At 58.2% G+C, this 12,808-nt stretch carries 9 protein-coding genes; 3 read left to right on the plus strand and 6 right to left on the minus strand.

The annotated features are described in order from the left end of the window. Positions 1 to 74: 74 nt before the first annotated feature. On the minus strand, positions 75 to 2,831 hold the full coding sequence (gene malT, locus CDH48_RS01850) for an HTH-type transcriptional regulator MalT (protein ID WP_100686995.1): 2,757 nt from the start codon (positions 2,829 to 2,831) through the stop codon (positions 75 to 77). A gap of 320 nt (positions 2,832 to 3,151) precedes the next feature. On the opposite strand from malT, the gene CDH48_RS01855 reads away from it, so the two are divergent. Then, a complete protein-coding gene (locus CDH48_RS01855; protein WP_100686996.1) occupies positions 3,152 to 4,804 on the plus strand; it encodes a methyl-accepting chemotaxis protein in 1,653 nt (550 codons plus the stop codon). 59 nt (positions 4,805 to 4,863) lie between these two features. Further along, positions 4,864 to 5,235, plus strand: a complete 372-nt coding sequence (locus tag CDH48_RS01860; RefSeq protein WP_100686997.1) for a DUF4870 family protein — start codon at positions 4,864 to 4,866, stop codon at positions 5,233 to 5,235. 23 nt (positions 5,236 to 5,258) lie between these two features. Here CDH48_RS01860 and CDH48_RS01865 read toward each other — a convergent pair whose 3' ends face one another. From CDH48_RS01865 to CDH48_RS01885, 5 genes are all read right to left on the minus strand, one after another. Then, complete coding sequence (locus tag CDH48_RS01865; RefSeq protein WP_100687199.1) at positions 5,259 to 6,530, minus strand: MFS transporter; 1,272 nt, start codon at positions 6,528 to 6,530, stop codon at positions 5,259 to 5,261. A gap of 180 nt (positions 6,531 to 6,710) precedes the next feature. Continuing rightward, complete coding sequence (locus CDH48_RS01870; RefSeq protein ID WP_227520884.1) at positions 6,711 to 7,811, minus strand: DUF1513 domain-containing protein; 1,101 nt, start codon at positions 7,809 to 7,811, stop codon at positions 6,711 to 6,713. Positions 7,812 to 7,821: 10 nt separating this feature from the next. After that, positions 7,822 to 8,871 (minus strand): imelysin family protein, encoded by a 1,050-nt coding sequence (locus tag CDH48_RS01875; RefSeq protein WP_100686998.1) that lies wholly within the window; start codon positions 8,869 to 8,871, stop codon positions 7,822 to 7,824. An 11-nt stretch (positions 8,872 to 8,882) separates the two neighbouring features. Further along, positions 8,883 to 10,295, minus strand: coding sequence for a di-heme oxidoreductase family protein (locus tag CDH48_RS01880; protein WP_100686999.1), 1,413 nt, complete (start codon positions 10,293 to 10,295; stop codon positions 8,883 to 8,885). A gap of 134 nt (positions 10,296 to 10,429) precedes the next feature. After that, complete coding sequence (locus CDH48_RS01885) at positions 10,430 to 11,716, minus strand: imelysin family protein (protein WP_100687201.1); 1,287 nt, start codon at positions 11,714 to 11,716, stop codon at positions 10,430 to 10,432. Between the two features lie 201 nt (positions 11,717 to 11,917). Between CDH48_RS01885 and CDH48_RS01890 the strand changes: the two genes are divergently transcribed. Next, positions 11,918 to 12,757, plus strand: a complete 840-nt coding sequence (locus tag CDH48_RS01890; RefSeq protein ID WP_100687000.1) for a 23S rRNA (adenine(2030)-N(6))-methyltransferase RlmJ — start codon at positions 11,918 to 11,920, stop codon at positions 12,755 to 12,757. The last annotated feature ends 51 nt before the right edge of the window (positions 12,758 to 12,808 follow it).

Below are 12,808 nucleotides of genomic sequence, written 5' to 3' on the forward strand. Positions count from 1 at the left end.
AGGTGGAAGGGGAGGTAGAGTGCGAGGCAGAAACAGGCAAAAAAATCTCAAATGCGCGTTAATACTCCTGCGTATCACTCCCCCTGGATTTTGCTGAGCAGGTCTTTTGCAAGCTCAATGGCTTCTGAACGATGGCGGATATTCTGTTTCTGGTACAGGCTTCGAATGTGGGTCTTCACGGTAGTTGATGCCACCTTCAGGTGTTCGGCAATCTGGTCATTGGAGAGCCCGGCATGGATGAGGCTCAGGATCTGCCACTCCCGTCGGGTAAGGGGGGACGTCCGTATCAGCTCCGGCACGTCGGGCCGGTCAATGATGTCCTGGATAATGGCTTCATCCAGGGAGATGCGAATGGCTCTGCTGAAGTTGCGCTGTTGTTGGGCCAGCTGAAGTAACCGTTTAGCCCGCTGAAGCTCCAGGTCATCAATAGTCTCCTCATTGATCAGAGCCTTGAGCAGGACAATGAGCTCCTTGCCCAGGCGCAAGAAACTCCCAACGGCACCGGTAGTGCTGGCAAGTTCCAGAGCTGTTTTCATGTGCGTGAGGGCCTGGCCCCGTTCATCCATCTGCCAGTAGAGGTAGGCCAGGTCAATGTGGTTGCGGTTCAGGTCTGTTTTCAGGCCAAATTTCTGTGCTACGGACTTCAGCTCTTCGAGGAGCGGTTGGGCCAGTTCGAACTGGCCCAGGCTGATCAGTGCTCCGGCCCGGTTGCGGCCGTTGCACTGGAGGAAATGGTTGGTTGCCCTGGCCGGGTCACAAGGCGGGGCGATAGTCAGCCAGCGCTGGATAGAGTCGTTGTCCCTTACCGCATCCCAGTACGAAAGAATGGTTGCGTGGGCATTTGCGACCCAGTCCAGATGGTAGTCGCCGGCGGCCAGCATCTTCTGGATCTTGGCGATATAGTCGGCACACAGGCTTTGCCGCCCCCGTGCCTGGGCAACCTTGGCCAGGGAGGTGTAGCTCTGTACGTACCAGCGTTCTCCCTGGGCCTCGAGAATCTCGATGCCTTGCAGAGCGCAGCGCTCGGTACTCTCGAGGTGGTGCCACTCCCACATGATCTGGCTGCGAATCCGGAACAGGAATTCAAGAATTGGCAGATGGTTTAACTGATTCTCTTCTGCGTACTGAAACGCTCTTTCCTGAATATTGTAGGCCTTCTGCAGAAGCCCCATGGCAACACTGATTTCACTCTGCTGGCACAGGGCCCAGAGAACGTTCTGATGGGCCTGGTGGGCGCGGGCAAGGTGTTCGGTGTCTTGCATTCGTGCCAGGGCTTCCTTGAGTTCTCCCCTTACAAACAGCGCTTCGCCGATGACCGAGGCGGCGGCAACCCGGGAGGTGGGAAGATAGCGGGCTTCCTGCTCGATTGCTTTGCGGGCGAGAGTAAGTGCCTGATCGCAGTCGCCGTAGTTCATGGCAACCTGAGCGCGAATTGCACTGAACTCACCAAGCACAGCGCGTTGATTATCCTCGCTCATGGAACCCTGTAACCGGGCTTCTGCTGCCGAAAGCCAGCTCTCTACCTCATCAAATCTGTACTGGCCCTGGGCTACCCATGCCCGCAGCAGTGTCAGTGTCGGGTCCTCGGCAATAATCTCCTGGGGCAGGGTATCCAGGCAGCGCTGAAGAAGGCTGAACTGTCCCTCGGTAAAAAACTTCTGGCCATGCAGGCTCAGAACCCGGGTGATGCGGTCCGGGTCTTCTGCCGCAATGGCATGCCTGGCGGCCTCTTCGGCGTGGTTCAGTTCGAGCCAGGCATCAGCGGCTCGCTGGTGCAGATCTCTTTGGTTTTCGTGGGTGGTACAGGTGAGCAGATGCCTCAAATAGACCGAGAACAGCGGATGATAGCGGAACCAGAGAGTTGTATTGTCCGCAGGACTGATAAACAGTCCCATTGCAAGTAGGCTGTTTAACAGAGCCTGGCCATCCGTGTCGCCCATCACCCGCATTATCATACCGGCGTTGAATCGCTCAAGAATGCTTGTCCGCATCAGGAAGCGCTTTTGCTGTTCGCTCAGATCGTTGCCGACAAGTTCATCGAAATAATCAAAGATGTACTGGTTACCGTATTTCAGCTGATCGACAAAGTCGCTGAACTCGGCACTGGTGGCGGCGGAAGCTGAGAGCAACTGCAGGGCCGAAATCCAGCCTTCAACCCGGCGAACGGCGCGCTCAATATCTTCCCGGGCGATCTCGAATGGCAGCCGGCTCTCAAGATACTGCTGTGCCTCATCCGGTTCAAAACCCAGGTCGCGACTGGTGATTTCAGCCAGTCGTCCTTGCATCCGCAACCGGGCCACGCCCACGGGAGGAATGGTGCGACTGATCAGGACCAGAGTAAGGTAGGCCGGCAGATGCTTTAACAGAAAGCGCAGGGACTCGTGAATTTCACTGTTGTTAATCAGGTGGTAATCATCAAGCACCAGATACAGCGGCTCGTCATCCTCGGGAAGCCCGGCCAGCAGATCGGTCAAAACAGCTTCCAGACTCTCATACCCGTCGTTCTGGAGCCTGTCCAGGACTTGCTGGCAGGCACCTGCCGTTGCGACATTGAGGGCATTGGCGAGGTAACCGGCGAAGCGCTCCGGATTGTTGTCGCTGTTCTCCAGGTGAATCCAGGCCGTTCTCGCTTGCTGCGCAGCGAATCGCTCCGCAATCGTGGTGGTTTTACCATACCCGGCGGGCGCATGAACCAACAGCAGGCTGACCGGCTCGAGGTCATGTAAAACGTCATTGAACTTTTCTCTGGGTAGCAGGGCCGGAGGTGGCAGCGGGCTCTGGTTTTTGGCGGCAACAAACGTGATCGGCCCCGGATTCAGTGTTGTTGTCATCAGAATCTACACCAGGAAATTAAAGTGACTGGAGTGCAGTTGATATCGGATTTGCATTGTTGCGTCAACTCCGGGAGTCCTCGAAAGCCCATGGCCCGCCAACGGGTGCCCGGTATGACCGTCGGATACGAGAGCGTGTGAGTGACAGTTTCCGTTTTTTTGTTCAAGAAACGTCCAGCCAGGCCGTTAAACAAATCAACTAAAGTAGGAGTTATTAACCCGGCGCAATTTCTTAGTCTGTATTGCCGCCCGGGTATCCGTGCAGCGATATGAAATAACAAAAAAATAAGAGAAAGAATGATAACAACGACGAGGTTTTTATGGGGCTGCTTGACCGTGCAACGATCTTTTGGGGGGGCGCAATCGCCCTCATCGTCTCCCTCACTGGCGCTATGGTGGCGCCTTTGATAGGTCTCGATCCGGTATCGCTTCTTATCGGGCTGATCATCGGCCTTGTGGCTGCCACGGCATTTCTCATTGTGAGGGTTCTGGATCCGGTCGACCGGGGGCTGGACGGGTTGAATGCGGGAACCCTGGAAGAACAACACCCTCTGCAATCCCGGTGTGAGCGTGTGCTTTCCGATGCCCGGTCGGGCAGGGCGCTGGTGGTGACGCTTGCCGGCAGTGCCGATAAAAACGCAATTTCTGCCGCCCAGGTATCCTATGCCGTTGATCAGCTCCGGCTGCGCCTGGATCGCCAGGTTCAGGAGGTGGAGCAGTTGGCAGATCATGCCGGGCAAATCACTGAAACGGTTCGTGAGTCCTCCGAACAGGCTACGGATGCTGCTGCCATGGCCCTGCAGAACCGGCAGACCAGTACTGAGGGTCGCCAGTCGCTCGTTACCGCCATAGACAGCATTCGGGAGGTGCACCAGCAATCTGGTGAAAACCTGCGCCTGATCCAGGAGTTGAACGACAAGTCCAACAAGATCCAGGGGGTGACAACCACCATTCAGGGTATTGCAGAGCAGACCAACCTGCTGGCGCTCAATGCGGCCATTGAGGCGGCCCGCGCCGGGGACCAGGGTCGTGGCTTCGCCGTGGTAGCCGATGAAGTCCGGCAACTGGCAGGCCGCACAGCCCAGGCCACGGGCGAGGTGGCGGAAACTCTGCAGGCAGTGCGTTCAGATACAGCGCTAATCGTTAATCGTATCGAGAACCTTGCCCGAAGTGTGGAGGAAGGGCTGGCCTTGGTGGAAACCGTCGGGGAGCGACTGGACCAGATAAGCGGGCAGTCGGACCGGGTGCAGCAGCAGGTGGCACGCATTGCCGAGATTGACCAGAATAACGAAATCAGCCTGAGCCACGTGTTCTCGGCAATCGAAACCGTAAAGGATCAGATCACCGAAAGTGACAGCAGTGTTGCATCACTGGCGGAGCAGGCAGCTACCTTGATGGAACTGGCTGAAGTGGCTAACGCAGCGTTTGCGACGCACAGTGGGGCCAGTTACCACCGGTTCTTTTACGATCAGGCGCGGGCGGGCGCAGAACAGATTGGCCAGCTGTTTGAGCAGGCCATCAGCCAGGGCAAGCTGACGGAAAGCAAGCTTTTTGACAAGACGAGAACACCCATTCACGGTACTCGGCCAACCAAGTACTCCAGCAGTTTCGATGCCTTTACAGATCAAGCCCTGCCTGCGATTCAGGAGCAGGTGAAGAGCGCTCACCCGGCTCTGGTGTTTGCGATTGCTTCAGCGCCGGATGGCTACATACCAACCCATAACCGTGAATTCGCCCATCAGCCTACCGGTGACCCCGAGGTTGATCTGGTGCGCAGCAGAAGCAAGCGCCTGTTCAACGACAGAACAGGTATCCGTTGTGGCACCCATAAAGAGAAGATGCTGCTGCAAACCTATCGTCGTGACACAGGTGAAGTCATGCACGACCTCTCGGTTCCTATCTATGTAAATGGCCGGCACTGGGGTGGCTTCCGGCTCGGGTATCGTCCGGATAATCACGGATCGGCCAGGTGAGAAACGGGTTCCGGGGCCTGTGTTAAACTTTCAGTTCATACTGATAAAGGAGATGTGCTTTGGCTGACCCGGAATACATTCCCGCCAACCCGGAACCGGATGAGCTGTCACGCCGTTCTGACCCGGCACGTAACCTCGCGGTTGTTGTCTATATTCTTCAGGGACTGTCGTTTTTCCTTGGCGGCATTACCGGGCTGGTGGGTGTGATTATCAATTACGTCAAACTGGACGACGTCCGCAACACCTGGGTGGAGCCGCACTTCCGCTGGCAGATACGCACCTTCTGGATAGGATTGTTGTGGACGGTTATCGGGGTTGTGACCACCTTTCTGATCGTCGGGTGGTTCATCCTGCTGGGTATCTCGATCTGGCTGATCTACCGGATTGTAAAAGGGGCCCTGGCGCTGAACGATGGCAAGGCACCTGTCTGAATGTTGTTACAGCGGTTGGGGGCTCAGTCGCTGGTTACCTCTTTTAAATGAATGGCGCTGAAGGTGCCGGCAAGGCCCATCAGCCCAAGCACAACGATTACGGCCGCGTTTGATATCAGGGACAGCAGCGCCGTCAAACCACCGGTGGCAAGCAACAGGAAACCTATTACGGTGTTGCTTACGGCGGTGTAGTCGGTGCGTTTGTTGCCACCCGCCATATCCACCAGATAGGTTTTGCGCCCCAGCCGGACGCCTGCGTGCGCGATGCTCAGCACAAAGAACGCCAGGGGATAATACCAGCCGTTGCCAATGCCGGTGCCGGCAAACATCGCGGTAAGGCCGACGGTGAGACACACAGCGCTGGCGATAGCGGCACCACGAATCATGACACGGCGACTGGATGAATCTGCCATCCAGCCCCAGAAACTGGCGGAAACGGAACTGGCCAGGCTGCTTGCCAGAAGAAACACACCCAGCATCAGGGCCGTGTCGGACTCTTCTTGGGCAAGAACCACAAAATAAGGCGAGGCGAGCGCAGAGCACAGCAGCAGTGCGCGGGTAATAACAAAGTTGCGAAAAAGTGCGTCGTCCCTCAGCAGTGACAGGCTTTTGAAGGCTTCCGTAATGGCGTTGCCGCCGCCTCCGGTTTCGCCCTCGTGCTCCTCCACGCCGGCAAACAGGAGCCCGGCAATAATCCAGAGTGCAGCCGCCAACAAAAGCAGGAGGCTGTAAAACGCAAGCGTGGGGTCGCCCCGCTCCCAGAACAACAGCACGGTCAGGATGACCGTGGTGGTGCCGCCAATGGTGGTCGCAAGGCCCGAGAGCCTGCCCCGGCGAGTTCTCGGGACGCATTTTCCCTGGACGTCTTTCATGGCCACGGAACAGAAACCGCGAGACAGGGAAAACAGAATCAGTGCGCCTATGATACCGCCGCCAGCGGTGTAGCCTTCAAGAAACCAGACGCTGGCTGCCATGCCCATAACACTGACGGCCTGGCCGAAACTGCCCAGGGTCCAGAACCATTTACGCACAGGTTTGCGGCGCACCCAGGCGGCGATCATCATCTGCGGCACCATGGAGCCGGACTCCCGGATGGGCACAAGCCAGGCCACCAGAGCCGGTGCGCCAACCGCATTCATCAGCCACGCCAGCACCGTTTTTGGGCTGATCAGAAGATCCCCCAGTTTGGTCAGCACATTGGCTGCCAGAATCAGGAAAAAATTGCGCGGCACCACATGGCAGGCTTCCGGCGGGATATCCTTGCAGACCCGCGCATCTTCCTCGTTGGCAATCAGGCTGTAGAGCCGGTCAACGGAGCGCCCGAGTGCGCCGGTTGTGGCTTCGGTGCCTTGGGGTGAAGAAGTACTGTTTGTTAAAGGTGTCTGTTGCTTGGACAAGCCGCCGCCCTCCGGGAAATTGACAGCCAAGGATAGCATCCCGGGCGGCACCCCTGAACCCCGGAGTTCAGCGCAGGGCTACACCAGGTGATGGTCCCAGTGTACAGCCATGCTGGCAATCTCCCTGGCGGGCTGGCCTTTGCCCATGCGAACCAGTTTGCCGCGGCCGGAGGAAACCAGAAAGTCTCCGCCGGCCAGGGCTTCCACTCCGGCGCAGTCGGCAAGGGCAGCTTTCTCAACGACCTTGCCGGTACGCCCGTCGAAAATCAGGGCGGTACCTCCGATCGGAGAGGCGACGGCAACCAGGTTGTTTTCCGGGTGTGCGACTATGCTGGCAATATAATTGCCAAGTTCCCGCTGAACCGACTCACCAAAGTGGATCTCCTCATAGCGCCCCTTGCTGTAACGTGCGACCAGCGGCGGCAGGTGGTGTGCCGGCCCCTGGTACTGATAGGCTGCGTACAGGGCGCCGTCCGGGGCTACATCCACGTGCCGGGTGCTGAGCTGGTGATGGGAGGGCTGGAACCGGTGCAGGATCTTGCCGGAGTGCCTGTTCATCATTACCAGTGCGGGTTCCATGGTGCTCAGATTGAGCTTGATGCGGTCATAATCCGGATGGGTGAGGATGCCGCCCACAGCAACGACCAGCGTTTGTCCATCGGGATGCAGCGTGAGCTGGTGCGGGCCCGTGCCGTGGAGTTCCAGGGTGTTCACCCGCTGGTAATTGTGCTGGCTGTCGTATACCGCAACCAGGCCTTCCCCGGCGTCGAAGCGGCTGGCCGTTGCGTAAAGATACCGCCCATCGGGCGAGAATACGCCGTGCCCCACAAAGTGCTCGCCTGCCGCCGCCTTGATGTGGTGCAGGCGCTCGCCGATTTTACTGTTGAACACATAAAACGACCAGCCAGGGCGGCGCTCGAAAAATAAAACTTCCGCTGTGCCGGGGCGGTTACAGCCACTGTGGCAGCGCGTGTCGACCGGTGACTGCCAGAGCAGGTTCCCCTCCGGAGAGACTGCGCCCACGGCAAAGCGACCGCCTGGCAGGCCGATCGCGCCGGCATATTGTTGCGGACCATTGTTGCCGGCCCTGCCGGGCAGTGCGCTGCAACCGGACAGTGTGATTACCGCGCTGCCGGCGAGAGCTGTTTTAATAAGCTTTCTGCGCGTCATTTCAGGCATGGGCCTTTCCTCAGTCACCGTCGCTGGAATTGAAACCGCGCACAACACCCAGCGCAACCGCTGCCCGGTCGTTTACCAGTGCTGCCAGCCGGGTAACATCTATATACAGGCTCTGCAACGATCTGAACGCATCATCATCGGCCAGCAAGGGCGCCATGGGCGTGTCGAGATCCGGAAAATTGGCCAGTACTTCGTCAAACTGTTGTTCAATGTCTTCGGTCAGGGCGGCCTGATTCCGGTCCCTGAGAAGGCCGGAAAACGCCGGCAGGAAATACTGCTTCAAGCCCTGAACGCTAGCGTCCGCTGCAATCAGACTGGACTCGCTGCGCCATGCATCGGCGCTGTATACCGAGCGTTTTCCATTGCCGCGCAACCCCATCGGTGCGGCGAGCCTGCGTTCTTCCAGAATTTCCAGCCCGGCCATGGCCGCGCGGATGGTTGCATCCGTGTATTGCTCATTGCCAACGTAGGCGCTCCGGAAGTCATCCCAGTCGCGGGCCAGTGTTTTGCTGTTGTCGGCAATGTGGCTGGTTACTGCAAGCAGGAGTTTGCAGGTGCGATCCGCCGGAAGCGCTTGTTCGCTTTCGCTGAAGGCCTGGTCGTACAGCAGGTATTCGGCCATCGGAAAACCCTGGGCAGCGACACCGGATTCACTGATTTTTTCCGCTGTTACCGGCGCCTCGTCTTTTATCAGGTACGAAGCCTTGCGGGCCACCAGATTCTTGGGATCCGGCCAGAACTGGAATTGCCAGGCACGGTTGTCCTGTTCTACCGGGCCGAAATCGACAAATCGAACCTTTTGCCAGGCCAGAAATGCCTCCAGCCATGCCTGCTTTGTCTGTTCAAGCCCGTTGGCTGAAGGTGCCCGGCAGTAGGTCTCCGACTGCTGTGCCAGAGCCTGGCCCTGTGCTGCCAGCTTCTGGTAACCGGCGCGAATATCGGTGTGCCACTGTTGGCGGTAATCCGTAGTACGGTGGTCAATATGGCTGCTGTCAGCGGCCAGCAGAGGCGTTGCTGCCAGCGCCAGGGTGAGGCAAAGCGTCGGTGTTAGTGGCTTCATATCCGGCTCCGTCAGAGTGAGTTCAGGAAGTCGAGCAGGGCGCGCCGGTTCTCCGTGCTGAACTGGCTGAATCGCGCAACTGCGGGTGCTGCTTCGCCACCGTGCCAGAGAATGGCCTCTTCCAGCGTTCGTGCCCGGCCATCGTGCAGAAAGCCGGCCTGCGGATTAACGGTTTGGGCCAGCCCTATGCCCCAAAGTGGCGGCGTACGCCATTCATTGCCATTGGCCAGAAACTCATCGCGGCCATCCGCCAGGGCCGGGCCCATGTCGTGCAGCAGCATATCGGTATATGGCCAGATCGTCTGCTGGCTCAGGTCGGGGCGATCCGGGTCCGTTCCGGTGACGTGGCGTGGCGTATGGCAGCCTGCGCAGCCGGTTTCATTAAACAGCCGCGCGCCTTTCTGCACAGAGGGGTCATCCATGTCGCGTCGCGCAGGCACTGCAAGACTCTTGGCATAGAAGGTAACAAAGTTTGCGATCTTGTCGCTGACTTCCGGTTGGCCACCGTCGGGAAAGCGGTCACATTCCTGCTCCGGCGTGCAGTCGGTGGCGGGTTTAAGGCTTGATGTCAGCCCCATGTCGCCGGCAAAGGCGCCCATGCTTTGTTGATGCACATCGGGTTCCGCCGCTTTCCAGCCAAAACGCCCGGGAACTGTCTGTTCAGTGGCCAGATCCCACACCTGATTGAGCTTGCCGGATAGGCCATCGCCGTCTTCATCCCCGGGGTCGGCCAGCGTTTTGAGGTCGGCAATCGGGATAGCTTCGAGCAGCCCCACCCCGATCATCGGGGGTGCAACCCGGGGAGAGATCAGAAGATCATCCGGCAGGGGGCCGTAGTTCGGGTTTTCAATGGTATAGATGGGCTCGCGCAGCTCTACCTCAGTGCCATCGGCCAGGGTTCTGGTGACGGCCTTCCAACTGAGCACCATATCGGCTTCGGGTTTTGCTGCGGGCAGGGCTGCGGTCTGCAGCTGGCTGCCGTAAACCGGTGCCGGTTTGAAGCCGTGGGTAAGCAGAATGTCTGCATCAGCTTCGGGGTCTGCAGGAACCGCAAGGCGCAGAAACAGTGATACCGGCGGCTCGTTGACGGCAGGAGGGTGACCGCGGCCATCCTTGATATGACAGCCCTGGCAGGAGTTGGTGTTGAACAGAGGGCCCAGACCATCCCGCGCCGTGGTGCTCGCCGGTGCTTCCACCCAGGGGTTGCGGAAAAAGCTGTTACCAACGCTGAAATCCAGGCGCTTGGTCATGGAAAGGTTACCCTGTGGCAGCGAATAAGCATTGGTATCGAACTGCTCCACCGTGCCGTCTCCACCGGTATTGGCGGTATCCTGCAGCGGAAAACCTGCGTGAGTGCCGGCCTGGACCGGCAGGCTGCTACAGGTTATCAGCAGCAGTGCGCCTATAAGTCGTTTTCTGGTCATTGTTTCTTACCAAATAATTGAATAAGCCATGGAAAATCGGCTCTTTGCAAAGGTGGCTTTCCATGGCTTCTTCCTGTTCCTTATAAATACCGGGGCCCCTCTGGCCCCGGTATATGCCGGTTCTGTTGTGTTGATCAGAAAGAGTGGCCGGCGTCGTCCGGTGACAGGGCCTCAAGGCCAAGTTCCCGTGCAGCCTGTTCAATGGAACCGGTCTGCTCAACCAGAGCCATGATGGCTCCGTTCACAATGCTTGCGCCTTTGGTGTTGCCTGGTGCAATCATCATGTCGAATGGCATGGGGTTCTGGCTTGATTCGGCCCTGGCTTTCATCGTCCCCAGAGCTTTCATGGAGGCATCCAGCTGCGCATTCAGGCGGGCATCCAGCTCAGGGTTGATCTGTTCTACAAGGTCAGACAGGGAGGGGCCGGAAACCAGGCTGCCATCCACCCGGCGGTAGCTGCCGGTATAAACGTTCTGGATACCCAGGCCGTTGTAATAGTGGGAGTTGTGGGTGTTGTCGCTGAAGCAGTCGTGTTCGTCTTCATAGGAGTTGGCTTCCAGGGCCACCTTCATGCGCTCGCCCGCCAGTTCGCCCAGTGACAGGGAACCCATGCCAAACAGCATTTTCTGTACGCCTTCATCGGCGCTGGCGTTCATTAACTGACTGCGGTAGTTGTCAGAGGCTCCGGGTGCCCACTGGGCGGCCATCCACTCCAGATCTGAAATCAGCAGATCGGTTACCGCGTCGAGGTATTCGCCTCGCCGGTCGCAGTTGCCGTTAGTGCAGTCTGCGCCGGTGGCGTAGTCGGTTGCCGGGCGTTCGCCGCTGCCGGGTTCAAAACCATGCAGATCCTGGCCCCAGAGCAGGAACTCGATGGCATGATAACCGCTTGCAACGTTTGCTTCGGAACCACCGATCTCGTTCAGGCCGGCAAGCAGTTCTGGCGTCAGATTTGTGACGTCCACTGTTTCGCCACCAACATTAATACTGTTGCTGCCAATGATGTTGGCGGTGGCACCTGCATTGCCCAGCTCGTACTGGTAATCGTCGGCCTGCACATAGTCGATCAGCCCCTCATCCAGCGGCCAGGCATTCAGCTGGCCCTCCCAGTCGTCAACAATTGCGTTGCCAAAACGGAAAACCTCCGTTTGCTGGTACGGCACGCGTGCCGCCAACCATGCCTCTTTCGCGGCCTGCAGGTTGGCTTCTGTCGGATTGGCCAGCAGCCGGTCGGTTGCCTTGTCCAGGGCGCGGGCGGTGATAAGGGCGTCCTCATAGCCGGCATGGGCCAGATCCGCATAGTGCTCAACAACCGAGGCTTTGGTCGCTGGCGCAGGCGCTGCGGAATCCGTTGATGTGGACGCGCAACCAGCGCTTACCGCGGCGGCAATAGTGAGGGCGAGTGGGGCCGGGCGAAACATTGCAATCATTGAAAACTCCGGAATTCGGGAAACGTTTATGTTAATAGGATGTATTATCGTTCGCAATTATGTTGGCTAAAAGGTGACAACGCAAGAGTGCATTGGGTGGGCAAGGAGTGTGTGCGGGAGCCATGAACGCCGAACCCTTGCACAGGTGCCCTGGGCTCGTGCCTAATAGCTTCTGCTAACAGGAGCCTTTATATGCTGAGTTACCTCCATGCCTTCCATGCGGGAAATTTTGCCGATGTGCAGAAGCACGCAGGGCTAACGCTTGCGCTTTCGATGATGCAGGCCAAGCCTTCAGCAATTGCCTGTTTTGACACCCACGCCGGCAGTGCCATCTACGATCTTGCCAGTGAGCGGGCCCGGAAAACGGCGGAAGCCGATGCGGGTGTGCAAAAGCTCTGGGCGGGCCGGAGCGGTTTAGCCTCCGAAGACTGGCAGCGGGTTATCCGGGTGCTGTCTCGTTATAACGCCGGCCAGGGGCGCTTGACTGTTTACCCTGGTTCTCCGGTGTGGTTTCGTCATTTCCTGCGTTCTGGTGATTCGTTAACGGCATTTGAGTTGCACCCCACTGAACGTGGTCAGCTTGCCGGCTGGGCAGCAGAGAACGGCGTGCGGGTTATGCACGAAGATGGTCTGAAAGGGCTGCTGCGACATTTGCCGCCGTCTCAACCCAGGCTGCTGGTGTTGATTGACCCCTCCTATGAGATCAAATCCGAGTATCCTGAGGTTGCCAATACCCTGCAAAAAGCATGGCAAAAGTGCCGCCATGGGGTTTATCTTGTGTGGTACCCGGTGCTCACCAGTGGCGCGCAGACCGCCCTGAAACAGGCTGTTCAAGACAGCCGCCTGCGGAAAGTCTGGTGCAGTGAAGTCTGCCTGGATGCACCTCCGGAGCGGGGCATGACCGGTTCCGGTATGCTGGTGGTCAATCCGCCCTGGGGGTTTGACGACCGCTTTTCTGCGATGATTGACGACGTCTCCGAAGATCAGGCACTGGGTCTATCTCACGAATGCGGGTGGTTGATACCGGAATAGATGAGATAACCGCTGCTCTGGCCAGTCTGCCCCGGGAGTAAGGTAAATCGA

It is taken from the genome of Marinobacter aromaticivorans (assembly GCF_002806975.1).
GTDB classification, from domain to species: Bacteria; Pseudomonadota; Gammaproteobacteria; order Pseudomonadales; family Oleiphilaceae; genus Marinobacter; species Marinobacter aromaticivorans.